We start from the raw sequence: 26,190 nt of genomic DNA, 5'->3' as shown, positions 1-26,190 counted from the left end.
TAATCGGTCCCTTCCCGCTTAAGGGTTGGCGGGGAGGGCGAGCAGGCTGATGGGCGGCAAGACATGAAGCGTCGTCTTGCCGAAATACCGCATGGCGGACTGAACTTCCCACCCGGTGCCACCCGCATGATAGGTGCCTGGCTCCCAGTGCCAGTAATAGAATGCGGGTGAGGCCGTGCCTTGCGCATAGGTCATATCGGTTCCGGCTGACAGTCCGGATGCCCAGACACGATTGTGAGCAGTTTCTTCCAGCGGAAGACCTGCGAGGGCGAGCGACAGGTCGGACAGACGCCAGCGCATTGTCCAGCCTGCAAACAGTAGAAGTCCCGTCAGGGCACAGATCTGGAGGCGTGTTTCTCTCTTTGGGTCGTCGAAAGATGCCTTAAATTTTTCCGATAAAATCGTGCTCAGACCTGCGGAAAGCAGCAAAACCAGAAGGACTGAAAGGTCCAGCCGGAACGCTTCATGGCGCTGGCAGCATAGAAAACCAAACGCGTAGAAAGCGGCGGCGATCGTCAGATACATCGTGCCTGCAAGTGCAATGGCGGGCGCTATGAGCGTCCGTAAAGCAGGGCGGATGCCGCAAGTCATGAAGAGTGTCGTAAAGGCGCCGGTCAGAATGATTTTTAATGCGAGTCCGCTGGCCATGGCCTGTTTTGTAAACCCACCACCTGAACTCATTTCGTTCGGCTGAAGGGCGATCAGCGTTTTCAGGAATGGACCAAAGGCTGCGGCAAGACTGGCTTTGATATGTCCGTGTGTGGGAGTGAACGGAAATCCACCCCCGCCCATTCTGTGGTTGAGAAGCATCTCGGCAGAAACGCAAAGTCCAACCCCGGTGGGCAAAAGCAGCCATCTGGCGCGGCCGAATGCGGCGGTACGGCAATTATATAGAAGCCCAGACCCACGCATTCCCAACCAGAGCATTCCGAAAAATACTCCCGCTTCGCTTGATGTCAGTGCAAGAGACAGCAACAGGGCTTCCGCGCGAGCAGAAAGGATCTGACTGATCTTCAGAAGGGTCAGTCCGCAGGCGGCGGCAAGGACGGGAAGATGAGCGATGGTGCCCATCGGCCAGTAGAAAAAATCCGCGGACGGATGACCGAGCATGAAAATGGCGGCAACGGATACTGCAATCAGCAGTCGCGCCGAGATAGGAGCGTCGCTTCGGCGCAGGAAAGGTACGAATGCGACCGCAGCGCAAAACAGCCATGTCAGGGCCAGAAAGATCCAGGCCAGCGGCTTCTGTGCGGCATTGGCGACTGTTCCGTAGGCAAAGATGATAATTTCTGAAAATGGGCGCGGGCTCCAGTGGAGCAGTCTGTCTGACAGGAATGCCAGACCATGCTCCCGGATATTGGCAAAATAATCATATTCGTCTCCCTGCCAGACAGAAGCGGGGAGAATGGCGGCCTGCAAGGCGATGACAAGGAGCATCACGCACAGGACGACGCCATAGGCTGTCCCCATGATGGTGGGTTCAGTGGAGCGCAAGGCTGATGATCGGGGAGGCGTCATGAGGGAGTCAGCGACAGACGTGGCAGTGTTCTGGCGTGATACTGCGAAGATAAGCCGCAAAGTCACGGAAAACGGGGGCTCGCGGGTCCGATGCGCGCCATGTCAGACCGATCGTGCGGCGCGCTTCGGGTTCGGGAAGCGGGCGAACGGTGATGAGATCCTCGAAGTCCACCCGGTTGCGCAGTGCGAGCTGGGGGATGAGGGAGAACCCTTCGCCCGCTCCGATCATGTACCACAGCATTTCAAGACTAGTGGCCAGACGCTGTTCGCCCTCGCGCGGAATGGTCGGGCAGATGGAGAGGGCCTGATCGCGCAGGCAGTGTCCGTCCTCCAGAAGCAGCAGGTCTGGGCGGCCAAGCTGACTGAGGGAAAGTTTCGGTTTCTGCGCCAGTTCATGCGTGCTTGGAAACACGGCAAGAAAAGATTCCTCGAAGATTGGCGCACTTTCCAGAGCCTCTGAGGGCACGGGCAGCGCCATCAGGGCGACGTCCAGTTCGCTGTTGCGCAGGGCATGGACCAGCGTGTCCGTCATGCTTTCGCGCAGGCGCAGGCTGAGTGCCGGATAATGCTCGCGCAGACGGGGCAGAAGGCCCGGAATGTAATACGGTCCGAGCGTGGGAATGACGCCGAGCCGGAGCGCGCCTTCCATCGGGCCAGTCTGGGCGCGGGCGACTTCGAGCAGGTTACGCGCCGCCGCGAGAACCTCCCGCCCTAAAGCGAGTAGACGCTCACCATCAGGAGTCGGCGCCACATGACGCCGCGAACGTTCGAAAAGTGTGACGTCCAGAAGCTGTTCGAGTTTGCGGACCTGTTCGGACAGCCCGGCCTGACTGACGCCGCAGCGTTCGGCCGCGCGGGAGAAGTTGCGCAGGTCATCGACCGCCACCACATATTCGATATCGCGCAGGGACAGGCCGGAAAGGGGAACATAGCTCATGTTCCATAAATAGGACCGAATAACATTATGGGGAAGTGCGGTTCTGCCTGTTAAAGAAAAATAACGTCGGAAGAGGCTGTTTCCTGCGGGCAGGATTCATATCATGATCGGGAGTCTTGATATCTTCATCTCATAAGTTCGGTTTTAGCGATCAGTCATATTGACAGGAACTGTTTCCTGTCCCTCTCTTTCTGTGTGACACAGAGTCCGCAACACAACACCAACCCAAGGTCAGGAGACAGTCTGATGGTACGCATCAACTCCCCGCTGAAGCCCTTCTCTACCGATGCTTTCCGCAACGGTGAGTTCCTCACGGTCACGGACTCCGACGTTCGCGGCAAGTGGTCCGTTTTCTTCTTCTATCCGGCTGACTTCACATTCGTCTGCCCGACGGAACTCGAAGACCTCGCCGACAACCAGGCCGCTTTCGACAAACTGGGCGTGGAAATCTTCTCCGTCTCCACGGACAAGCATTTCACGCACAAGGCTTGGCACGATACGTCCCCGGCCATCGGCAAGATCAAGTACACGATGCTGGGCGACCCGACGGGCGCGATTGCACGCAACTTTGATGTGCTGATCGAAGAAGTTGGCATGGCCGATCGCGGCACGTTCCTGATCGATCCGGAAGGCAAGATCCAGTACATCGAGATCACTGCCGGTGGTGTCGGCCGCAGTGCGACCGAACTGCTGGAGAAGATTCAGGCTGCGCAGTATGTCGCCAGCCATCCGGGCGAAGTCTGCCCGGCCAAGTGGAAGGAAGGCGGCGAAACGCTGAAGCCGTCTCTCGACCTCGTCGGCAAGATCTGATCCTTCCCGGATCTGATCAGGGTGGGGCTTTCGGGCTCCACCCGCTTCCGTCTCCTGAGGGAGGCGGCTGCGCCGGACAGTCTTTCGGTTCCAAATATTCAGTCCCGTAATCCGGAGAAAAAAGATGCTTCAGGACGACCTGAAAACCCAGATGCGCGCCTATATGGAGTACCTGCGTGATGCGGTCGTGCTTGAGGCGACCCTCGGCGCGGATGCCCGTTCGGCAGAAGTGCGTGGCCTGCTGGAAGATATTGCCAGCCTGTCCCCCAAGGTGACGTTTTCGGACAAGGGGCAGGGTTCCCGTACGCCGTCATTCGTCATCCGCCGTCCGGATACGGATATTCAGGTCTGCTTTGCGGGTCTGCCGATGGGGCATGAGTTTACGTCTCTGGTTCTGGCGCTGCTTCAGGTCAGCGGCCATCCGCCGAAGATCGAGGCGGATGTGGTCGAACAGATCCGCGCGCTGGACGGGGAGTTCCATTTCGAGACGTATTTCTCCCAGTCCTGCCAGAACTGCCCGGACGTGGTGCAGGCGCTCAATGCCATGAGCGTGCTGAATCCGAAGATCCATCATACTGCTATTGATGGCGCGGATTTTCAGGAAGAAGTGGAGCGCCTCGGCATCCGCTCGGTCCCGCAGGTTTATCTGAACGGCGAGCCTTTTGCGTCTGGCCGGATGGAAGTAGCGGATATTCTGGCCAAGCTGGATACGGCTTCGGTCGCCCGTTCGGCGGAAAAGCTGAACGACATGGCGCCGTTCGATGTGCTGGTGCTTGGCGCCGGGCCTGCTGGTGATGCGGCGGCGATCTATTCCGCTCGTAAAGGCCTGCGGACCGGCCTTGTGGCGGAACGCTTTGGCGGTCAGGTCATGGATACGGCCGGGATCGAGAACTTCATTTCCGTGCAGGAAACGGAAGGTCCGAAACTCTCGGCAGCACTTGAAGCCCATGTGCGTCAGTATGACGTCCAGATCATTGCTTCGCAGCTTGCAGCCAAGTTGATTCCGGCTGAGGACGTCGGCGGTCTGCACCAGATCGTTCTGGAAAGCGGCGCGACGCTCCGTTCGAAGACGATCATCATTGCGACCGGTGCGCGCTGGCGGCATCTGGGTGTGCCGGGCGAGGACGAGTATCGCACGAAGGGCGTGGCCTATTGCCCGCATTGCGATGGTCCGTTCTACAAGGGACGTCCGGTTGTGGTAGCTGGTGGCGGCAATAGCGGTGTGGAAGCGGCAATTGACCTTGCGGGCATTGTCTCGCATGTCACGCTCTTGCAGCGCGGCGCGCATCTGAAAGCCGATAAGGTGTTGCAGGACAAGCTGCTGAGCCTGTCGAATGTCACAGTCCTGACCAATGCCCTGACCACCAAGATCGAAGGTGACGGTAAGGAAGTTACCAGTCTGACCTATAGCGACGGCGATGGCGGTCTGCATCACGTCAAGACGGATGGCGTGTTCATTCAGATCGGCCTGCTGCCCAACTCCGAGTGGCTGAAGGGCGCACTGAAACTCAGCCCGTATGGCGAGATCGTTATCAACGACCACTGCGCGACCTCCGTCCCCGGCGTGTTCGCGGCAGGAGATGTGACGACGGTGCCGTACAAGCAGATCGTCATTGCCATGGGTGAGGGAGCCAAGGCGTCCTTGTCCGCATTTGATTACCTGATCCGTCTGCCTGTGGCTGCAAAAGCCGGATAAGGAAAAGGGGATTGGGGATTGGGGATTTTCAGGGCGGGGTGTAGATTTTGATTATGCATCCTTACCTGATCCCCCTTCTCACTTTCGCGGCTGCGGCTGCCGTTTTCACGATTACGCCGGGCCTCGATACCGCCATGACGCTGCGAACCGCTACAACCTCGGGTTGGAAGGCCGGTCTGGCCGCAGTCGTGGGGATCTGTCTTGGACTTGGGATCTGGGGGCTTGCGGCAGCATTTGGCCTGACGGCCCTGCTGGCCGCGTCAGAAACGGCGTTTACGGTCGTCAAATGGGCCGGTGCGCTGTATCTGGCGTGGCTTGGGATCGGGCTGATCCTGCATCCCCGGACGTCCCTTGGAACAGCGGAGGCAGTGCCGGTACAGGCCGATGCCCGGGCGGCCTTCCGGCGCGGTCTGCTGACGAATCTGCTCAATCCCAAAGTCGGCATTTTCTACATGACGTTCATGCCGCAGTTCATTCCGCCGCATGTGAACGTAAAGGAGTTTTCGCTCCTTCTGACGGCCATTCAGGCGCTGCTGTCGTTTGCGTGGTTGGCGCTGCTCGTTGTGCTGACGGTGCCTCTCGGACGGTTTTTGTCGAGTGCGACGGTCGTGCGGCGTATGGACCGGCTGACGGGCAGTATTTTTCTGGCGTTCAGCCTCAAACTGGCGCTGAGTCGCAGAGCCTGATCGATGACCAAGACCTATCTTTTCATGATCTGCTTCGTCGTGGGAGCAACCTTTGCCGTCGTGTCTTACGGCATTGCCCATCACTGAGATGGCGGGGCCGAAGCCCCGCCATTTTTTTTAGGCTGAAGCCATTCCCCGCAGAACGTAAGGCAGGATGCCCCCGTTGCGGTAATAGTCCGCCTCATCGACCGTATCGACACGGCACAGCAGTGGGGCGTCCTGTGTGCTGCCATCCTGACGGGTGATCGTCATGGTCAGGGTCTGGCGCGGCGTCAGGGTTTCGATGCCGTGAATGGCGATCGTCTCCGTTCCATCCAGACCCAGCGTTTTGCGTGTTGTGCCCGGTTCGAAGGTCAGGGGTAGGACGCCCATACCCACGAGATTGGAACGGTGGATGCGCTCGAAGCTCTCGGCGATGACGGCTTTGATACCCAACAGGCGCGTGCCTTTCGCGGCCCAGTCACGCGATGAGCCCATCCCGTATTCCTTGCCTCCGAACACCACGAGCGGCACGTCATCCTCTGCATATCGGCTAGCGGCATCATAGATGGACATCTGCGCGCCATCCGGCTGATGCAGCGTGACGCCGCCTTCGGTTCCCGGTGCCATCTCGTTTCGGATGCGGATATTGGCGAAGGTTCCCCGGACCATGACGCGGTCATTGCCGCGACGGGAGCCGTAGGAATTGAAGTCCTTCACCGCAACCTGATGCTCCTGAAGATACACGCCCGCAGGAGAAGAGGCCGCAATCGCACCGGCCGGGGAGATGTGGTCGGTCGTGATGTTGTCGCCCAGCAGCGCCAGAATCCGCGCGCCGGAAATGTCCTTCGTCGGCGCGGGTTCGGCGGTCAGACCGTCGAAATAGGGCGGGTTCTGCACATAGGTCGAGCCGGGCTGCCAGTCATAGGTGGCTGAGGTTCCGGCGGAGGCCAGAGCCTGCCATTCCTTGGTGCCTTCCGTGATGTGGCTGTACCGCTCGACGAAGGCTTCGCGCGTGACGGCAGAACCGACGAGTTCTGCGATCTCATGATTGGTCGGCCAGATATCGCGCAGATAAACCGGCGTACCGTCGGGGCCATGTCCGAGCACAGCCGTCGTGATGTCTTCGCGCATCGTTCCCAGCAGCGCATAGGCGACGACGAGCGGCGGGCTTGCGAGATAATTGGCGCGGACGTTGGGGGAAATCCGGCCCTCGAAGTTCCGGTTGCCGGACAGGACGGACGTTGCGACCAGACCATTGCCTTCGATCGTGTCCACCAGTTCCTTCGCCAGCGGGCCGGAATTGCCGATGCAGGTCGTGCAGCCATAACCGACCGTCTCAAAACCCAGCGCGTCCAGATCGGCGCTCAGATTGGCGCGATCCAGATAGTCTGTCACGACCTGCGATCCCGGCGCGAGCGATGTCTTGACCCAGGGCTTCGGCATCAGTCCGAGCGCGCGGGCCTTGCGGGCCACCAGCCCGGCCGCGACCAGAACGGCGGGGTTGGACGTGTTGGTGCAGGATGTGATGGCGGCGATGACGATGGAGCCGTGCCCGATCGCATAGTCCGTGCCAGCGACGGGGGCGGTTTTGTGAATCGCGTCCGGTTTGACACCGAGCGCTTCCGTCAGGGCTTTTTCGAAAGCCGGGGTGGCGGCGGAGAGTTCGATCCGGTCCTGCGGGCGCTTAGGGCCGGAAATGCAGGGCGTGACCGTGCCCAGATCCAGTGTCAGAACGTCCGAGAACACCGGCTCCAGCGTGGAGGCATCGCGGAACATGCCCTGCGCGCGCAGCCATGCTTCGGTCAGGGCAATGCGGTGTTCGTCACGGCCGGTCTGACGCAGATAGTCGAGCGCCAGCGCATCGACAGGGAAGAAGCCGCAGGTTGCGCCATATTCCGGCGCCATGTTTGCGATGGTCGCACGATCCGCGACCGGCAGATGATCCAGCGCCGGGCCGAAAAACTCCACGAATTTGCCGACCACGCCCTTGGCGCGCAGCATTTGCGTGACCGTCAGGACCAGATCGGTCGCGGTCGTGCCTTCCGGCAGACGCCCGTCCATGCGGAAGCCTACGACATCGGGGATGAGCATGGAAATCGGCTGTCCGAGCATGGCGGCCTCGGCTTCGATCCCGCCAACGCCCCAGCCCAGAACGCCAAGCCCGTTGACCATGGTCGTGTGGGAATCCGTGCCATACAGCGTGTCGGGGTAGGCGTAGGTGACGTCGCCAACCGTTCCCGTCCAGACCACCTGCGACAGATATTCCAGATTGACCTGATGGCAGATGCCCGCCCCCGGCGGGACGGCGCGGAACTGGTCGAACGCTTCCTGACCCCAGCGCAGGAACGCATAACGTTCGCCATTGCGCTCGAATTCCAGCGAAACGTTCTGCTGAAGCGCATCCTTGCGTCCGGCCACGTCCACCATGACGGAATGGTCGATGACCAGATCGACGGGCACAAGCGGATTGACCTTCTGCGGATCACCGCCGAGCGAGACGATGCCGTCGCGCATGGCGGCCAGATCGACGACGGCTGGAACGCCGGTGAAATCCTGCATCAGAATGCGCGCGGGCTTGAACGGGACTTCCTCGGTGGAGTGTGCAGCTTTCGTCCAGTCGACAATCGCCTGTGCATCTTCAACGCGATAGGTCGTGCCATCCGTAAAGCGCAGGACGTTTTCGAGCAGAACCTTCAGGCTGACGGGCAGGCGCGAAATATCGCCGAGTTTTTCAGCGGCGACGGGCAGAGAGAAATAGCGATAGGAGCGCCCCTCGATCGAGAGGTCGCGCTGGCAGTCCAGAAGGTCGTGTCCAACCTGTTTCATGATGGGAATAGTCCTTGGAGGGCTGTCAGGGAATTAGTTGATGGCGCGCAGAAGGGCCTGCGTGACGTCCTGCGTGGTGGCGTTGCCGCCCAGATCGCGGGTGCGGAGGCCTTCGACCTGAAGGATCTGCTTCATCGCACCGTCAAGCCGTTCAGAGAGGTCTAGCCGTCCGACATGGGCGAGCATCATGCTGCCCGCCATCATCAGCGCCAGCGGATTGGCGATGCCCTGTCCGGCGATATCTGGTGCGGAGCCATGGACGGCTTCAAAGATACCCATTTTTTCGCCGATATTCGCGCCCGGTGCCATGCCTAAGCCGCCCACAAGACCTGCTGTCAGATCGGACAGGATGTCGCCGAACAGATTGGTTGTGACGATGACGTCGTAATTTTCCGGACGGATCACAAGCTCCATCGCGCAGGCGTCAACGATCCGCTCTTCCAGCACCACGCGGCCTTCATATTCCGCGGCGACCTTGCGACCTTCATGCAGGAACAGCCCGCTCAGGATTTTCAGGATGTTCGCCTTGTGGACGAGCGTCACCTTCTTGCGGTTGTTCTTGATGGCGTATTCGAAGGCGAAACGGACAATCCGATTGCATTCGGCGCGGGTATTGAACCCGGCGCCATAAGCCACGGCTTCGGGGTCCCCATCCACGGCCATGTAATGCTCCATCGCGGCATACAGGCCTTCAATGTTCTCGCGGATCACGACCAGATCGACGTTTTCATACCGTCCGCCGGGGACAATGGTCTGGGTCGGGCGGACGTTGGCGTACAGGTCAAAGGCCTGACGCAGCGTGACGTTGATGGAGCGGAAGCCCTTGCCGACGGGGGTGGTCAGCGGGCCTTTCAGCACAAGACCAGTGCGGCGGATGCTGTCGAGCGTGGCCTCGGGGAGGGCGGTTCCGTGCTGCTCGAACGCGCCGACGCCTGCGCTCTGGTGGTCCCAGAGGAAGGGGGCGTCGAGGGCGTCCATGACGGTCGTGACCGACTGCATGATTTCCGGGCCAATTCCGTCACCGGCGATGAGTGTGGCGGGAATGGTCTTGGTCATGGCGCGTTCCTGTTCGGGGCAAAAGGATATGTGTCTGTGACGCGGCGGACCTTAAAGAAGTTCCGTGTCTGAACCAATGTTTGCAGAGGGGTTTCATCATACTTTAAAGGTATGGAATGATCGAACTCAGACACCTCCATGCCGTCATCGCCATTGCCGAGGAGCGCAATCTTACCCGGGCTGCCGAGCGGCTGGGCATTCAGCAGCCCCCGCTGACGCGGCTGCTTAAGGGAGTGGAGCAAGAACTGGGGGTGCAACTCTTCGAGCGTCATGCAAAGGGCATGCGGCTAACGTCCGCAGGACGGAGCATGCTCAAAGGGGCGTATGATGTCATCGCGCGTATGGATGAGACCGTCGAAGATGTCCGCCGGATCGTGCGGGGGGAGACTGGGGAACTGTCGATCGGGTTCACCAACTCCGCCCTGTGTCATCCCAGTCTGCCGGACATGCTGGGGCAGTTCCGCGAAACCTGGCCGGATGTTGGTCTGACGCTGACGGAGGGCAATTCCAGCCAGCTTCTGGGAGGTTTGCGGGAGGATACGGTGGATGTCGCTTTTGTGCGGACGTCCATTCCCGATGTGTCGGATGTTGTGGTCGAACTGATCGTGGAAGAACCTATGGTGGTGGCGGTTCCTCGAACGCACCGTCTGGCGAAAGACGCTCCGGCGTCAGGGCTGAAACTGACAGACCTCGAGAATGAGGACTTCATCCTCTATCAGAGCCAATACAATAACGGCTTGTACAAGACGATCGTGGATGCCTGTCTGGGAGCGGGTTTTACACCACGGGTTCATCAGAAAGGTCCGCAGCTTTTGGCAGCTTTGAATCTGGTGGCTGGAGGACTTGGGATTTCCCTCGTCCCGCAGTCCATGCAGCAACATCATGCCGAGCAGGTGGTCTATATTCCACTGTCATCCCGCACGGCCCTGACGGCACCGCTTTATCTGGTTTTTCGTTCTGTCCGCATGACGGGGGCCAAGCTTTATTTCATTCATCAGGCCCGGCGCATCAGGCAGACTTATGTGGATGGAAGATCTGATCAACCTCGTCTGCCAGTCGGGCAATGCCTGAATGGTCACGCCGCGGGTAATGGGGCGAGATAAAGATCGAGACGTTGCCCGGAATAACTATTGGACAGGTCTATGTCTTGGTTTGGAGCGGCGGGAAGAGGCTTGCCATCCAGACGGCTTTCTACGATCCGCGCGGCGTAGGTTGGGCCGGGGGTCAGAATTCCCTGTTGGCCTCCATGAGCATGGATGCAGCAACTCATGAGCCCTTCGCTGATTTTGAGGTTTGTCAGGCGGCCTGTTCCGGTCCAGGAGAGAATTTCTTCCTGCCCACGGGATAACGTCAAGCGGCCATTCGTAACAGTCATGATGACCTTTCCGATGGGTGTGTGGATCGGGCCAAGTGTGACGTCTGCGCCTGTATTATGCAGTTCCCAGCCCGCCCAGGGGTTGATGTCCATAACGTCTGCAACACCCAGCATGGGTAGCATTGCGCCCCAGGAATAGAACAGGTCCGTATCCGGTTGGTCGTTGGCCTCGCCGGTTGTGGCCGAGTAGTTTTCTGCGGCGATTCTGCGGTCCGTCCATGACTGGTTGAACAGTGCCATGCTGCGTTCGGCGAGCAGGGATGCTTCTGCGACGAACCCGTAGCGCCGCAGACCATGCCACACAAAATAATTCACATTTGGCCAGATACGGCCGCGCCAGTAGACGTTATCTGCAAAGGCAGGGTCATCCCGGCTGACATTCGGGATCATATAGGGGCCATCGAAGCGGGTCGGATCAGAGAAATGTCTGATCAGGGACTGTGCCTGTTCCGGCGTGGCAGCACCGCAGATCAGCGGGAAGAAGCTTGTGGGTCCGACACTGTTGACGAACCCGCCATGACGTTGGCGATTGGCGAAAATGCTGCGTTCATGATCCCATAGATGTTCCCGGATTTTGCTACGCGTGTCGTTCGCCAGTGCATTGAAAGTCTGTGCGTCTTCAGTGCGCCCCAGTTCCCGCGCAATATGCGCCAGACACTCCGCATCAAGCGCCAGAGAGCAGTTGAGTCCGACATCGAGCAATGACAGCGTGCGTGTTTCGGGGCTGTAGAGTGCTTCATCATGGGTTGGGGAATTGTCCATCCCCGTCTCATTGCGGGCTCCGAAATGAGTGCCTTTGTACAAGGCTTCTCCGACATCGGATGTTCCGCATGAGACAAGCCCTATTCCATCCGGGTCGCGCTCGCGGCGCCACCAGGTGTGGTTGCGGGATAAAGCCTCATAATGGCATTCGAGAAATGATTTTTCGCGATGGCGCAAATAAATCATCCACGTCATGAAGGCGCCATTCGGAGCCTGAGTACGATCCACCCATGTGTCGTTCGATGTGGCGAGACAGGCGAAATTACCCTGCGGTGTTGCGCTTGCCGTGGCCACCGCCATGTTTTCGCGCGCAGTCTGCCCATCAAGGAGGGCGGCCATCAGTGCGGAATAGGTTTGATCGTTGTACCAGACCGCGAATGTCCCCAGATTCCAGATCCGGCTGAAGGTGGTATAGGGGCGACGATTGATACCGTCATACAGGGTGTTCCAGCCCATGACATCCCGAACGGCATCCAAGGCTCCGGCGTGCCGACCGGTCTGGGTTGGAAGCGCAGGCTCTTTCTCGGGAGCGCATTCAAGCGTGGCCCGAGCTTTCGCGATTGCCAGTTCTTCGCTATCCGCCACGGCTGCGGCGAAGCGCCCTTTGCGCATCATTTCCAGATTGAAGCGCAATGTGATGACGGGGGCAGATGTTCCCCTGCTGGATGTCTGGAAATAGCCGTGATCGTTGAAATCTTGTGCTGCGGCTTTCAGCGTTTCATGAGCTGTGACCTGAATGGGGGCCGTGTCGCTCATCAGGGCAACGTACCGATAACCCAACTGGATAACAGCAGCCTCGCCGTTATAGGTCACAGTGGCGCCGCATTCGGCAGAGAGGCAGAGGTTTACCCAGTAACGCAGGCCCCATTCCGCGAGAACTTTCCCCTTCCATGTCCCCAGCAGGCAGTAGGGATCATCTTTCTCGTAGCTGAATGCGATTTCCGTCCCGCCATGCCGGGTTTCGAACTCGACCAGCCTTCCGGCCATATCATGACGACCAAACAGAAGATCCTTTCCCGGTGGGAGCAGGGTCGCGCTGCGCTGGCTGGTGGAATAGAGCAGGGGCGTGACATGAACGCCGAGCGGCAGGAAGGTCATGGCCGCCGGGCGGTCGGACCAGGTGTTCCATGCGCGGGCTGGGGGCACTGTGCTCTCAACAATCATGACGGATCCTGTTTGCTGCAATTGTCGGGGCGATGTCCGGGTTTTCTTGCGCCACTGCGTCGGTTGGCGTCGTCAAGGATGTGTGTCAGTCGTGTTTCGTCCAGTTCAAGGCCGAATGACCAGCAGAGTGTGTCGTAAATGCCGAGAAAGGAGCGATAGCAGGGAGCAAGTCGGGTCTCGGTTTCGATGATGCTTTGGCCGGTCACATCAGCAAGCCATGCGACCAGTTCTTCCTGCATGCCGGGGACCTCCAGCACTTGGCCGGGTGGGGTGTGCAGGTCAAGCCATCGTGCTGGTGTGGTATCGCCTGTGACGTGTAGTGGGGCTGACAGGCGGATATCGCGGGAGGATGATCCGATGTCGATTCTGACCGTTCCGGCGGGGACGGTCCAGTCTTCGCGTACGGTATCGAAATAGGCGAGATCGCGGCGATCCAGCATCATGGTCACGACGCGGCTTTCTCCCGGTTCCAGTGAAACGGTCGTAAATCCTTTCAGAGCCCGGAGAGGATGATGGGGCAAGGCCCTGTTGGCTGCGGCTGGGTTTCGTCCGAGATACAGCTGACAGATTTCCCGGCCTGTCCGGGTGCCGGTGTTGGACAGCGTAAACTGAATTGCGACACCTTCCGCGCTGCTTGTCAGTTTTAGGGTGTCGTAAGCGAAGGGCGTGTAGGACAATCCGTGGCCGAACGGGAAAAGAGGCTCTATTCGGCGGATATCGAAAAACCGGTACCCGACAAAAATGCCTTCCCGATACAGGTGTTTTCCCTGTTCGCCGGGGTAGCCCAGAAAGGCTGGGCAGTCTTCTGATCGTACCGGCCATGTGACGGATGTCTTGCCGGAAGGGTTTGTATGCCCGAACAGGATATCGGCTACGGCCTGTCCAAATCCTGCCCCCGCATAGCCCGCTGAGAGGATGGCCTGCACGTTGTCGGCCCATGGCAGAACGACGGCGTCCGGATGCGTGAGAACCACCACAATCCTGTTATGGAGCTTCGCTAGTTCAGCGATCAGGGTGTTATGCGCCTGACAGAGATCCAGATTGGGCCGGTCGGCATTTTCGCCACTGACGCTGGGCGGGGTGGACGCAAAAACGATGACGGTTTCAGCGCTGCGTGCGGCGGCAAGGGCTGCATCCTGACGGTGTGGGTCATGCGTGCCATTCACGCTCCAGCCGGGTTCCCAATGAATGGATACGCCTTCAGGGGCAGTCGCTTGCAGGCATTCCACCGGAATGTCGCATCGGATGGGGCGGACGGCGGTGCTGCCCGCGCCCTGAATTTCGGGGGAGACCGCGCCTGTGCCGATGACCAGCAGGCGATTGCCCGGTTTCGGCGTGAGGGGGAGGAGATTGTTCTGGTTTCTGAGCAGGACGCAGGCGCGGGAAGCAGCTTTGCGCGCCAGATCGTGATGGGCAGCGAAATCCGGGCGCGAAACCGGCAGTCTGCGCTGGGCGTCTGCGCTACGGAGCGTCAGGGCCGCGATATGGATGCAGGCCTCGTCCAGCACCGCGACTGGCACGTTCCCGCCTGAGACAGCGTTTTCAAGACGCCGTCTGCGGGCGGCATTGAACGGCATGTCCAGATCGTTTCCGGCTTTTACTGCGGCGGGGAGATCCTGAATCCCGTGCCAGTCGGACATGATCATACCGTCATAGTGCCACCGACCACGCAGGATATCGCGCAGGAGCCACGGGTTCTGTGATGTCTGCACCCCGTTGAGCCGGTTGTAGGACGTCATGACTGTCCACGGGTTACTCCGGGCGATCGCCCGCTCGAACCCCAGCAGATACAGTTCATGCAACGCGCGGGGCTCGACGACGGAATCCATGCTGATGCGCTCGGTTTCGGAGTTGTTGCATGCAAAATGCTTGAGCGATGCTCCCACGCCATTGTCCTGCAGTCCCTGAATGACTCCTGCAGCCATTTCTCCCGTCAGGATCGGGTCTTCGCTGAAATATTCAAATCCCCGACCGGCCATCGGGGAGCGGCGCAGGTTGATCCCCGGCCCGAGCAGGATCTGTGCGCCCGCAGCCCGGCATTCGAGTGCCAGTGCGGTTCCGACCTCATGGGCTAATGTGATGTCCCAGCTATTGGCCAGAACTGAGAGGGAGGGAAAGCATGTCGACGGGATGCTCTTGCCGAGAAGGACGTTGTCATCCCGGTTTTCTGGATCATCCGTAGTCTCGACGGCATCAAGGAAAGCTCCAAGATCGGTATTTTTTGTGTGTGTGGAGATCTGGTCCGGCACGACGCGAAGACCGTTGGAGCCATCGACCATCAGGAGGGAAGGAAGACCCAGCCGGGGTACGCCGGTCGTGCGCCACAGGCCATTTCCGCAGACGAGATCAAGCTTCTCCGTAAGCGTCATCTGCGCGACGATTGCGGTTGCTTCGGTTCGGAATGTGTTCGTCATGTCAGAGCCTCTGTGGCTCAACCGGGGCTTCCGGCTGGAGAGTGCGTGTCATCTCGGCTTCCGATGGGTAAAGCAGAATGATCAGGACCGAGAGTAGGGCGACGCAGGCGGGAACGCCCAGAAAGCCAAATGTAATGAAGGCGAGGGCGGTCTGTGTCTGGGTGGCCGCATGGGGAACATAACCGCCCCAGGCCAGGATTGCGGCGGATAGTGAGCCGCCGATGGCCCATGCGACCTTTCCCGCAAAACTATTGACCGAATAGGCCATGCCGGACGCACGAACGCCTGTGACGGCCGTGCCATAGTCGATGGAATCCGCGACCATGGCGTAAAACACTGGCAGGGTCATGCCTTGGAAAAAGCAGATTACGCCGAAGATGGCGGTCAGATAGACGGCATTGTTCGGGCCATATGCAAACAGCGCCAGACCTATGGCGGACAGGATATAGGGCAGAACAATCGTCAGCTTCTGTCCTACGCAGCGTGCAAGCCAGGGCGAACACGATACGCCAACGACCTTGCTGGCGCCCATCATCGAGATGAGCAGCCCCCCGAAATACTGCGGGCGATGCAGGACTTCTGTCGCGTAATAGAGCGACAGGCCGTAGAACGCTGTCAGATTGATGTAGAATAGGCTCAGTACGATCGTAACGATCACCCAGGCCCGGTTTTGGAACAGGGAGCCGAGCAGAACCCGGACGGGGCTGTCATTCGCTTCAAGCGCATGACGTTCCTGGCAGGTAAAGGAAGGAATGAGCGCCAGTCCGCCGCCCACAGCGCCTGCGACGGCCATCGCCAGCGGATATCCAAGTTTCTCGTTACCGCCACCGAAGACATGCACCATGGGCAGAATGGACGATCCGACTAGAAAGGTTGCAAGCGTTGCGCCCATCATGCGGAAGGTGGACAGGGACAGGCGGTCTTCCCGGTTGCGCGTCATGACATTCGGCAGAAGGCCGTAAGGCACGATGACGAGCGAAAAGAGGACGCCCATTGCGAGATAGGTGGCATAAGCCCAGGCTAGGCGTCCGCCCGGTCCCAGCGGAAGTGGCAGGAAACAGCAGAAGGTCAGGAAGCCGAGCGGTAGGGAAAACCATTTCAGGTAGGGCCGGACGCGCCCTCCGAACAGGATGCGACGGTCGATCAGATAACCGATGACCGGGTCCACCACACTGTCGATCACACGCGCCAGAAGCATCAGCAGAGCGACAGCAGACGCGGAAATACCGTAAACATTGGTGTAGTAATAGATGAGATAGGTTCCGGTAATACCGAACAGGGCATTACCAGCCAGATCGCCGAAGCCGAAGCTCATCCGCTCCCACAGGGCAGGGCGCTGGTTGTTCGTCGTGCCGTTCATGCCGCTATCCGGTTGGTGTCGTGGCTGTCTTTCTTTATCCCGGAAAGGCAGTTTTGGGGGAATGTCCGATCCGGACAAGGTTTTGTCAGAAGTCTGCTTTCACGCCACCGAAAAACTGGCGCGGTGCGCCCACAACCAGCGACTGGTAGTCACCCGAAAGCGGGTTTCCGCCGTCATCACCGGTCATGATCAGGTAGCGCGACCCTGTCAGGTTGGTGACGTTAAACGATGCTGTCAGATTTTCCAGACGTCCGATGCGTCCGAAATTGTAGCGTGCGCCAAAATTGACCAGCCAATAGGATGGAAGTGACGTGTCGTTCGTGTAGCTGAACGGACGGCTGCTGGTGTAGAGGGCGTCGATGTTGAAGCTGGCCTTCTTGTAAGTGTACTCTGCCGTCGCCTTGTACATCAGGTCCGGATAGTTCACGACATGCTTGCCCTGGGTGGCATAGGTCGTGCCCTGCTGGCTGATGTTGTTGTCGTAGGTCGAGTGGTTGTAGCTGATCGAGTTAAAAATCGAGAGACCACGCAGTGGGCGCAGTGTCATCCCGGCATCCACGCCGTTCATTGTCACACCGCCGAGGTTTAGAACTGTGGTCTGCGGGTTGGTCTGACTGCCCTGAACCAACGCACCCAGGCGGTTCGAGAAGTTCACACGATAGGCGCTGACCGAGAAGTCTATACGCCGCTGTGTGAAGCGGTAGCCGACCGAATAGGCCCAGCTTGTCTCGGGTTTGACGGAACTGCGTGACAGGTCGAAGGCCTCTTGCGAGACGGCAAATGGCGATGCAGAGAGGTGATAGCCGCTTTGCGGATAGGCGCGCATGTTCTTGGCGATATCGAAATACAGCTCATGATGCGTCAGGAAATGCCAATCCCCGCTGAAATGCGGCAGGAACGCCCCGAATGTCGTCAGACCCACGCCGCCGGCAAGAGCATTGGTGCCGGTATAGGGTTCGTAATTCCCGGTCTGACCGACATGGGTGGTACTCAGCATGGATTTGAACCCTGCATGGAGCGAGAGGTTTTGAACCGGGCGCCAGGTGTCCTCGATATAGGTCTGCATCGTGTTGGTATTGTAGGTCTGGCCCCAGAGCTTGGCGAAAGGGTCGGACCATTTGCGGAAGGGATTGGGTGTCAGGGTCTGTCCTTCAGCAAGAAGCGGGTCGTTATAGGCGAACATGTTCGAGATATATTTGTTGTTCTCGTACCAGATGCCGCCATGAATTTCGTGTTTGCCGATATCATACGTCATGCTTGATGTGAGGCCGAAACGCTGGATATCAGGCTGTTTGACGATTTCGGAGAGGGGGGCGCCGTTTGCGGAGGCCATCCACGGATCGGACCACTGGGTATCGGCCTTCTGGTTGTGGCCGTACACGACAGAATCCCAACGCAGGCGATCAGCCAGCTTCAGATGGAAATTCAGCCCTCCCAGCAGATCGCGTGAAGTCGTTGTTCCCGCATAATAAGAGACATCCTTCGGGTCGCTGGTTTTGTCTTCACCGTGCGAATAAATGCCCTGTGCGGCTTCATAGGCCAAACGATAGTTGGGGTAGTAATTGGAGACGCCATAACCCAGCTTCTGGACTGTCTCCAGTGTTTCGGACTGGTAGTTGAACTGTTGCACATCCGCCCAGTCGAACAGGAGCGAGACGCTGCTTTCATTATGGATCGGCTGCACCAGCTTCAAATTGACCTGCTGGAAGAACTGGGTGCCATAGCCTTTCCACAGTTTGGTGTCGTTTCGCATGTAGGACACATAGAACTTGGTCCCGGTGGGGTTCAGCTTGCCGCTGTCGATACGGATGAAGGCATGTGTGGTGGCGTTGCTTCCGCCGGTCGCGGCCAGCGTGCCGCCGAACTTGTCCTTGGGATCAGACGACGAAATCATGATCGCACCGCCGAGCACATTGGTGCTGGGCATGTCCACGACGCCCGCGCCCTGTGACATCTCCATATGACCAACATTCTCGGATGACAGCGCCGCCACGGCGTTTAGACCGTTATAGTTGCGATAGACGGATTCACCGAGTGGAATACCGTCCAGTGAAAAGCCGATCTGGTTTTGCGAGAACCCGTGGATATAGAGTTTGACGCCGCCCGTATCGACGCCTTGCGCATCGTCAGATTGGAACAGCACGCCCGGTACATTCTGCAATGCCTTCATAACGGATGTTCCGGCCACGGCGTTTGTAAAAACGTGCTGTGAAATAACGGTCTGTGCGCCGCGAGAGACATGTCGCCCTTGGACCTGCATAAGCTCCGCTTGCGCAGGGCGGCTCAGGGTGTGGCGTACGGCAGGTGTCTGGGATCCAGCCACCGTATGAAGTGGATGTGTCTTTCCTCTGCGGACATGTTGTGGTTTTTCCGCCGTCCATCCGCATGAAGGAATAACGGCTAGCACTGTCGAAAGCAGGGCCATGTGGCGCAATGCGAGTTTGTTCTGGTGGACGATACACATTGAGATCAATCCTTGCCCTCACACGGGTCTGAAGGGGCGGGAATTGGGAAGGCCGGAGAAAAGCTACGTTGCGATTGTATAACGTGTAATGGAAAATTAGATTATGTAAAAAACTTGTAAAATACTGTTCTATAGCTCCTTTTTCTTCGTGCTGTATGCATCGTTGATCATGGCGGGCATCGTACAGAATTTTTTACGGCTGGGATGGTTGGCCAAAGCATTCAGGATATCATGTGGCGTTGGACTGCGTGATAGGGACGGTCGAGAAAGTTGAAGCGACCGAATACCCGAAAATGCCGCTGACGGTGTTTGTGGGTACGCCGCTAAATCGTGACTGGTGACATAAACGATGCAGTACGGCTTTCAGTCTGCAGGTAAAAAAGAAGGGGGAGGGAAACACCTGATTGGGCACACGAAAGACAGCATGAACGCCATGCTTCACAACATACTGGTGCAAACGGCTGTTTTTTGGGCTTTTGTTCTGCTCAATGAGTCGCCGCAAACCCAATGTCTACGCGCTGGCCCGGGTTATGACGCCAACTTGTTCGGGGATACCTTGAACAAAAAGGGCAGAAAACCCTGTATCCCCAGCCAAAATTCCGGAACAAAGCTGCCAAATACGCAAAGCGCTGCCAAAGATCGCGCAACCGCATAGGGAGCATGTGCGGACGCATCAAAGACTGGCGCCCCGCTACGACAGGTGCTGGATAGCCTTCTTCTCAGCCATTGCACTTGCTGTTACCTCATTTTTTAGCTCTGATTAGTGAGGCGTGGCCCTTAGACATGTATGATTGTAGGGAGTGCAAACGCATTTAGTAAATTCTCAATTGAATAAATAATATTAAAAATATTCACGCGAAAGTGGCACTATGAAAGAAGAAGAACAATAACTAATCCCCACATGGTCAATAATGTATTGCTTACAGCATAAGGAACAGTATACCCTAACATAGGGACATTGCTCTTCGCAACGTCAGCAACCATTGCCACAGATGCAGTACTTGTTCTAGCGCCTCCACAACAACCGAGGTTTATAGCTGGATCAAATCGGAAAATATATTTTCCTATTAATGGAGCAAGAATCATTGGTAACGCACTAGAAAAAATTCCCCACAAAAACACACTTAACCCTGCATCTTGCAGGCCTTTAATAAAGGTAGGACCAGCTGAAATCCCAACTACAGCAATAAAAATATTAAGGCTTACAGTATTCATAAACCATACAGTAGCATTTGGTATATTACCAATTTTAGGCGTGACGCTACGAAGCCAACCTAAGACAAGACCTGCAATCAGGGCTCCTCCAGAAGCAGAAACCGTAATAGGAATACCAGCTATCGGGAGCACAACAGATCCAATCAGCCCGCCAATAAATATCCCGCCTCCAACCATAACCATGCTGGTTACGTCTGTTGGTCGATCCGCATATCCAAACTCACTAATTAATTTGTCGACATTTCTACGGCTTCCGGTGATATTTATAATATCCCCTCGAAATATAGCAGTTTCTGAAAGCAAAGGAATCTCTACGTTCATAGATCCTCGATGAATATTATTTATGTAAATACCGTGCGATGAATTGGACTCGGCCAAATTCCCCAAACGTTGCCCATTGATTTTTTTACTTGTAATTACAACATTCACTGTTTCTATGGGAATATTTATTAACTCGCGATCTGAAATCTCTTCAGCGTGATTGGACCAATATACCAAAGCATCATGCGCTCCAGATACCGCAACGCAATCGCCTACCGACAATGTAGTACTTTCATCAAAAGGAATTATTTTTCCATTACGTCGAATATTTTCCAAAAACATTCTATCTTGTGTTGATTTTTCTGCATCAAAAACACTTTTACCAGCAAATTTTCCTAATGTTTTCAAGCGATATGCACGAATAATATGCTCGTGCCATCCTGTTTCAGAATTACCATTCACAGGTTTAATATTCATTTCACGTTCATATCTCTGGCATTCCTCTTCTAGATTGATTCTAAGGAGCTTGGGCCCTAAAAATGCCAGTATCCAGCCTGTACCAACAGTTCCAAATAAGTATGTTACAGCATATGCAACAGGGATAGCATTTAACTGTTCTTGAACCTGCTCAGGAGAGAGCGAGCTACGATTAATCGCATCCGTCGCGAGACCTATTGATGCCGAAATTGTTTGGGAGCCTGCGAGCAAACCTTCTGCCATACCAGGTCCGTACCCAGAAAAAATTGCTGCGATATAAACACAAGCGAGACATAGCGAGGCTATAACAACTGCGAATAATGCCTGCGGAAGACCGTTATTCGCAATTCCTCTAACAAATTGTGGACCCACACCAAAGCCCACAGCGAAAAGAAACATAATGAAAAATACTGATTTCACTTGAGGCGAGATAATAATCCCTAATTGTCCAATCAGAACTCCTACAAGTAGCGTTCCTGTTACAGCTCCAAGGCTAAAGCCACCGATTTTTCGGGAACCAATCCAAAAACCAATCGCCAAAGCTAGAAATATTGCTAACTCTGGTGATGCGCGTAGCGTTTCCGCAATCCAATGAAAAATCATTAAAATATATCCTTAATCACAAATCCGATCTCTTAATATAGAAGACTAAATAGATCCCGTTTTCAGCAGCTTCAAACCTAAGTTTTTATTAAATCCATGAATTTCCTTCACGTCTAGTTTTCTCATAAATTCGATAATTTCTTTGGTAATGACTTGCCCGGGTACCATGATCGGGAAGCCAGGAGGATACGGAATAACGAAATTAGCAGAAACCAAAACAGGGCCTGATTCCAGTCTTGTTTCAATTTCAGTACTATTCAGATCGATATACTCACATTTCAACTCATTATAAGCGTCATAAAATGCGCGACGAATATCACCATGGAGCGTGTCAGATTGTGGGTTGCTACGATAACAATCGTCAAATTTACTAAAATTCGGCAAATGCGGTAAATCGAATATTAATTCATCCACAGATTTTTGAAAATTGATTTGGTAATCTTTGCCAAATTTCTGTGATTTATTATCCAAATCCATTGAAATTTCATTCAGAACTCCTAAAAGAAGAGCAATATCACTTCTATTATTATTTATATTTGATTGCAAAAGCACGCTATTTCTTGAAGTTTTATTAAGCTGTATATTAAATTTATCAGCAAGTATATTTTTGAATGTAGTACCATCAAATCCCGCATGTCCACATGATAACGTCATACGGCTAGGATCAATAATAAACTCATCATTTTTGATTGCATCTATAGCTTCAATCCAGCTCACACTGGGGTCATTATAATCCGAAATTCCGGATTCCCTGAATTTTTCAGGGATCATTTCAGAATTATTTAAAACCCTAAAATACTTTGATATTAGGGGATGATTGTTTATTTGCTTTCGGATTTCGAGAGAAACTCTCATTGCGTTGGCAACGAGACCATATCCTTCTAGCTGCATCTGGCGTCTAGCAACATCCAGAGAAGCTATAATCTGTAGATTTGGACTAGTTGATGCGTGAGTAAAAATAGCCTCATGAAACTGTGACTCAACATGTTCAAATTTAATATCCTTCACCAAAACAATCGATCCTTGGCGTAAGGCTGACATAGATTTATGAATGGAATTAGTTTGATATACACGAATCTTTACAAGCCGTGGATCAGGTATCAGACGATTTTCAAGTAGAGCTTCATCACTTGGATTTTCTCCAAGGGTTTTTTGTTGCTCTTCCCAGGCTATCAATGCCTCAGGCTGACTTAATGCTTGGCTGAGGGCATCTGCCGCGCCCATGGCCGTACGTTGACGAAGCAGCGGTGACCAATGAGCGAAACCAAACCAAGCTTCATCCCATAGAAAAATCAAATCTGGCTTAATGGCCAAACATTCTTCCATAACGCGTCGCACGTCATAGACATGGCCATCAAATGTACAATTGGTCAAATCGACCATTTTAACACGATCTATTTCACCCTGGGATTTCAGTTTTAATAGGCTTTGTTTTATTGTTTTAATAGGTACGCCCCCGTACATAGAATACTCTACAAGAGGGAATGCCTCCACGTAGTAGGGTTGGGCACCAGCTAAAACACACCCATAATGGTGTGATTTGTGACAATTTCGGTCTAGTATGACGATATCCCCAGGCACCAAAAGAGCTTGAAGAACCATTTTATTGCTTGTTGAAGTACCATTCGTTACAAAAAATGCATGATCGGCTCCGAAGGCCTTTGCCGCCATGTCCTGAGCATCTTTGATATTGCCTGTAGGTTCTAACAGACTATCTAAACCGCCAGTTGTAGCAGAGCTTTCGGCAAGAAATAGATTTGGACCATAGAAATCACCCATATCACTGATCCAATTGGAAGTAAATATGGATTTTCCTCGCGCAATAGGTAGGGCGTGGAAGGTTGCTATTGGTCTTTCGGCATATTTTTTTAAGTTATCAAAAAATGGAGTCTTATAACGATTATTTATCGATTCTATAATCGATAAATGAATTTCCAAAGGTTCTTCCATTTGATAGAATATGCGGCTAAAAATAAGACTTTCTTTTTTTCCGGAAAAACTCTCTATATTTTGGTCACTTAATAGAAAAATATCAAGTTCAGGTCTTATTTTATTTATAGCTTGTGCTAATCCAATAGAAAGATAATCGATATTATCTAAAGATTGAAAATCAATTACCCCTTCGAAGACTTTTAGGAAGGAATCTTTTTCATCGTAACCGTTTTCGAATCCATCATATAAAACCACTGATTCAATATCAGAATTTAATATAATACATTTTAATGCATCTACGGCACTGCCAGCAACTACTGTTTCGTAAACGAATTCGTCTTCAGAGCGCCTAACGCCTCGCGCCTCCTCTTTAATATGCTGCCAACGTGAACGAGCATGCGGTACAACGCTCAGAACTTCAAAATATGGTTTCGTTTTTATGCGTGATATTGCCTGAGGTAGTCTATTAAAAGGATCATCTTCATAATTTTCGATATCCCAAACCGAGACATCCCGGTGAAATTTTTTCGAAATAATATTTGTGGCGATACACTGGGAAAGACGTAAAAATCCTTTATGATCATTTTCTCTTAAATAATAACTGAGACGATTTAATAAAATAGATCCGGGATAGGCGAAATATAAATCTATTTCTCCAAGCTTTTTCAATGCATTAGCTAGATTATCTTTTATAAGTGCTTCCTGTGTCCTCTCCCATTTTCTAGCTTGATAAAGCACGGATATCCAGAGATCTGAACGCAGTTCGGGAGTAGCTAACGCCTCCCCAATTATTGAATGGGAATTATGATGCTCAGACATTCCGATGGTCATGAATATATTCCTTTTTCAACCCAACGTTGAATCGACCCTAAAAGTTCCATCCAAATGATACAAACAAATTGATAAGACCGAAGAAACATTCATTGATGCGTGATTCGAAAATGGATGATTAATAGAACAATATGGCAGAATGAATCATTGCTCGGGGTATATTTAGCAGTAAAAACAGTTAAATACTATCGGTATAATAATATTAATTGATATTTTATGAAATGTTTTTCGATTATTTTCTGCGCTCATACATAATTTCTGCATATTTTTCTTATAAATATTAAGAGGTAAAAATTATTTGAGATCAGTATTATAATAGATAAATTCCCCTTCGCATAAAAGCGAACGTAGTTCGACGACGTCATGAAAATTGTTGTCGCGTAAGTGAGTTATTATCATGGTAAAGTTGATACCGACCGATATCTGGATAATGCGTAGAAAAAATAATACTGAACTTGTTTTATAAACAATTACTGTATATGGAAGCATATATTTGTCAATGGGATCTATAATTTTCTAAATTTATATGTAATGCTATTTCTTTGAATTATTAATTATATCTTTGGCTTTGTGAATCTCTTATATAAAATGTTGAAAATTATACCCTTCGTCTCTACGAAGCATAGAATATGTAAATTACACTGAAATACTTATCCTGAAATTTCTAAACCAATTTCGTGCTAGTTTGCATTGATTTTTGAACAGGATTGGGTTTATTTTTTTATTAGAAGCCTAGGCTCAGGACCTATTAATTTATTGAACTGAGCGAGAGGTTGTGATTCACAGGCTTACCGATGGAGGGTAGGCCTGTGAGTGAGGTATTTTTGTTGTCTGAGCGCCATCTGATCGAAAACATGTTCGCAAAGCTGAAAGACTGGCGACGTGTTGCGACCCGATATGACCGCTGCGCTCATACATTCATGTCCGCAATCCACATCGCAGCAAGCGTCATCTTCTACCTCAAAGAATGAGTCCTGAGCCTAGCTCACGTTGACAAAAGATCTCATCCAGAGCTTTGCGGCTGCGATATGGAGAAAGCTCATGAATGACAAAGCGGTCTTGTCATAGCGGCTTGAAATGCGGCGCATCTGCCTGAGGGGGTTGAACATCCGCTCGATGCGGTTCCACTCCCTGTAACGCCACCAATCTGTTCTCTGTGGAGCACTGCGGCCTTTGCGTGATGGAATAACCGGCAGAATACCACGCTGCAGCAGATCCTGGCGGAAACAGGCACTGTCATAGCCCCGATCAGCCAAGCATGACTTTGAGGTTTGGAACCGGCAGCTTCATCAGGGCATTTATGGCTTTGTAGTCCGAGACCTGACCTCCGGTCAGGACAAAGTCGAGAGGGCGTCCCTGATTGTTACATCGGACATGGATTTTGCTCGTAAAGCCGCCGCGTGATCGACCAAAACCCTCCGAATGAGCCCCCCTTTTGCGCCCATAGCCTGTGAGTGGGCGGGGCCTACGGTGCTGTCGACCATATGTTGCCAGTTATCGATCAGCCCCAGATCTACCAGCGTCTGTAAAAGAGCCTCCCAGACACCCTGTTCAGCCCAACGCCGGAACCGAACATAAGCTGAGTTCCACTTGCCATAGCGCTCATGCATGTCCCGCCACGAACAACCCGTGCGCAGGACGTGCAGCATGCCGTTGAGAAATAGACGGTTATCTCCGGATGGTCGTGCCCAACGGCCACGTTCAGTCGGCAGAAGCGCACCAATCAGCGCCCATCCCCGATCCGTCAGATCTCCTCGGGCCATCCCCGCTCCACCTTATCGCCTTCGTTAAAGACAATAGTGAATCAGATCTCACGCAGAT

General features: G+C 54.2%; 17 protein-coding genes and 1 pseudogene. 6 read left to right on the top strand and 12 right to left on the bottom strand.

The window, feature by feature from the left end:
- Nucleotides 1-18 precede the first annotated feature (18 nt).
- Entirely contained in the window at nucleotides 19-1,518 is a 1,500-nt protein-coding gene (locus HKD28_RS03155) for a hypothetical protein (protein WP_194266851.1), read from the bottom strand.
- Between the two features lie 7 nt (nucleotides 1,519-1,525).
- Nucleotides 1,526-2,455 (bottom strand): hydrogen peroxide-inducible genes activator, encoded by a 930-nt coding sequence (locus HKD28_RS03150; RefSeq protein ID WP_194266850.1) that lies wholly within the window; start codon nucleotides 2,453-2,455, stop codon nucleotides 1,526-1,528.
- Between the two features lie 246 nt (nucleotides 2,456-2,701).
- Between HKD28_RS03150 and ahpC the strand changes: the two genes are divergently transcribed.
- The 3 genes from ahpC (at nucleotide 2,702) to HKD28_RS03135 (ending at nucleotide 5,647) form a co-directional block, all read left to right on the top strand.
- Nucleotides 2,702-3,265, top strand: a complete 564-nt coding sequence (gene ahpC / locus HKD28_RS03145; protein WP_194261289.1) for an alkyl hydroperoxide reductase subunit C — start codon at nucleotides 2,702-2,704, stop codon at nucleotides 3,263-3,265.
- A gap of 124 nt (nucleotides 3,266-3,389) precedes the next feature.
- Nucleotides 3,390-4,961 (top strand): alkyl hydroperoxide reductase subunit F, encoded by a 1,572-nt coding sequence (gene ahpF, locus HKD28_RS03140; protein WP_194261290.1) that lies wholly within the window; start codon nucleotides 3,390-3,392, stop codon nucleotides 4,959-4,961.
- A gap of 53 nt (nucleotides 4,962-5,014) precedes the next feature.
- Nucleotides 5,015-5,647, top strand: coding sequence for a LysE family translocator (locus HKD28_RS03135; protein ID WP_194261291.1), 633 nt, complete (start codon nucleotides 5,015-5,017; stop codon nucleotides 5,645-5,647).
- 117 nt (nucleotides 5,648-5,764) lie between these two features.
- On the opposite strand, the gene acnA is transcribed toward HKD28_RS03135, so the two are convergent.
- Complete coding sequence (acnA, locus tag HKD28_RS03130; protein WP_194266849.1) at nucleotides 5,765-8,455, bottom strand: aconitate hydratase AcnA; 2,691 nt, start codon at nucleotides 8,453-8,455, stop codon at nucleotides 5,765-5,767.
- A gap of 33 nt (nucleotides 8,456-8,488) precedes the next feature.
- On the bottom strand, nucleotides 8,489-9,511 hold the full coding sequence (locus HKD28_RS03125) for an isocitrate/isopropylmalate dehydrogenase family protein (protein WP_194266848.1): 1,023 nt from the start codon (nucleotides 9,509-9,511) through the stop codon (nucleotides 8,489-8,491).
- A 116-nt stretch (nucleotides 9,512-9,627) separates the two neighbouring features.
- Here HKD28_RS03125 and HKD28_RS03120 point away from each other — a divergent pair, with 116 nt between their 5' ends.
- Nucleotides 9,628-10,614, top strand: coding sequence for a LysR family transcriptional regulator (locus HKD28_RS03120; protein ID WP_228125309.1), 987 nt, complete (start codon nucleotides 9,628-9,630; stop codon nucleotides 10,612-10,614).
- Here the strand turns inward: HKD28_RS03120 and HKD28_RS03115 are convergent.
- The 4 genes from HKD28_RS03115 to HKD28_RS03100 form a co-directional block, all read right to left on the bottom strand.
- Nucleotides 10,587-12,812: an MGH1-like glycoside hydrolase domain-containing protein gene (locus tag HKD28_RS03115; RefSeq protein ID WP_194266847.1), complete on the bottom strand. Its 2,226-nt coding sequence runs from the start codon at nucleotides 12,810-12,812 to the stop codon at nucleotides 10,587-10,589. The genes HKD28_RS03120 and HKD28_RS03115 overlap by 28 nt on opposite strands.
- A complete protein-coding gene (locus HKD28_RS03110; RefSeq protein ID WP_194266846.1) occupies nucleotides 12,809-15,226 on the bottom strand; it encodes a beta-glucosidase family protein in 2,418 nt (805 codons plus the stop codon). Before HKD28_RS03110 ends, HKD28_RS03115 begins: the two co-directional genes overlap by 4 nt.
- Nucleotide 15,227: 1 nt before the next feature.
- On the bottom strand, nucleotides 15,228-16,586 hold the full coding sequence (locus tag HKD28_RS03105) for an MFS transporter (RefSeq protein WP_194266845.1): 1,359 nt from the start codon (nucleotides 16,584-16,586) through the stop codon (nucleotides 15,228-15,230).
- Between the two features lie 85 nt (nucleotides 16,587-16,671).
- Nucleotides 16,672-18,846 (bottom strand): TonB-dependent receptor, encoded by a 2,175-nt coding sequence (locus tag HKD28_RS03100; protein ID WP_207728841.1) that lies wholly within the window; start codon nucleotides 18,844-18,846, stop codon nucleotides 16,672-16,674.
- A gap of 553 nt (nucleotides 18,847-19,399) precedes the next feature.
- Here HKD28_RS03100 and HKD28_RS16040 point away from each other — a divergent pair.
- On the top strand, nucleotides 19,400-19,705 hold the full coding sequence (locus HKD28_RS16040; protein WP_194266843.1) for a hypothetical protein: 306 nt from the start codon (nucleotides 19,400-19,402) through the stop codon (nucleotides 19,703-19,705).
- 212 nt (nucleotides 19,706-19,917) lie between these two features.
- Here HKD28_RS16040 and aspT read toward each other — a convergent pair whose 3' ends face one another.
- Together aspT and HKD28_RS03085 are read right to left on the bottom strand one after the other, a co-directional pair.
- Nucleotides 19,918-21,606: an aspartate-alanine antiporter gene (gene aspT, locus HKD28_RS03090; protein ID WP_194266842.1), complete on the bottom strand. Its 1,689-nt coding sequence runs from the start codon at nucleotides 21,604-21,606 to the stop codon at nucleotides 19,918-19,920.
- 45 nt (nucleotides 21,607-21,651) lie between these two features.
- Nucleotides 21,652-24,369 (bottom strand): aminotransferase class I/II-fold pyridoxal phosphate-dependent enzyme, encoded by a 2,718-nt coding sequence (locus tag HKD28_RS03085; protein WP_207728840.1) that lies wholly within the window; start codon nucleotides 24,367-24,369, stop codon nucleotides 21,652-21,654.
- A gap of 836 nt (nucleotides 24,370-25,205) precedes the next feature.
- On the opposite strand from HKD28_RS03085, the pseudogene HKD28_RS03080 reads away from it, so the two are divergent.
- Nucleotides 25,206-25,340, top strand: a pseudogene (locus HKD28_RS03080) (transposase); the annotation flags it as partial.
- A 9-nt stretch (nucleotides 25,341-25,349) separates the two neighbouring features.
- On the opposite strand, the gene HKD28_RS15565 reads toward HKD28_RS03080, so the two are convergent.
- Both HKD28_RS15565 and HKD28_RS15560 read right to left on the bottom strand, forming a co-directional pair.
- A complete protein-coding gene (locus HKD28_RS15565) occupies nucleotides 25,350-25,625 on the bottom strand; it encodes a transposase (RefSeq protein ID WP_235993274.1) in 276 nt (91 codons plus the stop codon).
- A 75-nt stretch (nucleotides 25,626-25,700) separates the two neighbouring features.
- Nucleotides 25,701-26,132: an IS5 family transposase gene (locus HKD28_RS15560; RefSeq protein ID WP_235993273.1), complete on the bottom strand. Its 432-nt coding sequence runs from the start codon at nucleotides 26,130-26,132 to the stop codon at nucleotides 25,701-25,703.
- Nucleotides 26,133-26,190 lie beyond the last annotated feature (58 nt).

Source organism: Gluconobacter cadivus (genome assembly GCF_015244745.1).
Lineage (GTDB): Bacteria > Pseudomonadota > Alphaproteobacteria > Acetobacterales > Acetobacteraceae > Gluconobacter > Gluconobacter cadivus.
Note: the sequence above shows the minus strand (reverse complement) of the source record. Positions and strands in the feature narration are given on the sequence as shown.

Coding starts and splice junctions, on each gene's coding strand:
- aspT (WP_194266842.1), bottom strand. CDS start 21,606: ATGATTTTTCATTGGATTGCGGAAACGCTACGCGCATCACCAGAGTTA.
- HKD28_RS03105 (WP_194266845.1), bottom strand. CDS start 16,586: ATGAACGGCACGACGAACAACCAGCGCCCTGCCCTGTGGGAGCGGATG.
- HKD28_RS03085 (WP_207728840.1), bottom strand. CDS start 24,369: ATGACCATCGGAATGTCTGAGCATCATAATTCCCATTCAATAATTGGG.
- HKD28_RS03135 (WP_194261291.1), top strand. CDS start 5,015: ATGCATCCTTACCTGATCCCCCTTCTCACTTTCGCGGCTGCGGCTGCC.
- HKD28_RS15560 (WP_235993273.1), bottom strand. CDS start 26,132: ATGGCCCGAGGAGATCTGACGGATCGGGGATGGGCGCTGATTGGTGCG.
- HKD28_RS03120 (WP_228125309.1), top strand. CDS start 9,628: ATGATCGAACTCAGACACCTCCATGCCGTCATCGCCATTGCCGAGGAG.
- HKD28_RS03150 (WP_194266850.1), bottom strand. CDS start 2,455: ATGAGCTATGTTCCCCTTTCCGGCCTGTCCCTGCGCGATATCGAATAT.
- HKD28_RS03115 (WP_194266847.1), bottom strand. CDS start 12,812: ATGATTGTTGAGAGCACAGTGCCCCCAGCCCGCGCATGGAACACCTGG.
- HKD28_RS16040 (WP_194266843.1), top strand. CDS start 19,400: ATGCAGTACGGCTTTCAGTCTGCAGGTAAAAAAGAAGGGGGAGGGAAA.
- HKD28_RS03155 (WP_194266851.1), bottom strand. CDS start 1,518: ATGACGCCTCCCCGATCATCAGCCTTGCGCTCCACTGAACCCACCATC.
- HKD28_RS03125 (WP_194266848.1), bottom strand. CDS start 9,511: ATGACCAAGACCATTCCCGCCACACTCATCGCCGGTGACGGAATTGGC.
- ahpF (WP_194261290.1), top strand. CDS start 3,390: ATGCTTCAGGACGACCTGAAAACCCAGATGCGCGCCTATATGGAGTAC.
- ahpC (WP_194261289.1), top strand. CDS start 2,702: ATGGTACGCATCAACTCCCCGCTGAAGCCCTTCTCTACCGATGCTTTC.
- acnA (WP_194266849.1), bottom strand. CDS start 8,455: ATGAAACAGGTTGGACACGACCTTCTGGACTGCCAGCGCGACCTCTCG.
- HKD28_RS03100 (WP_207728841.1), bottom strand. CDS start 18,846: ATGCAGGTCCAAGGGCGACATGTCTCTCGCGGCGCACAGACCGTTATT.
- HKD28_RS03110 (WP_194266846.1), bottom strand. CDS start 15,226: ATGACGAACACATTCCGAACCGAAGCAACCGCAATCGTCGCGCAGATG.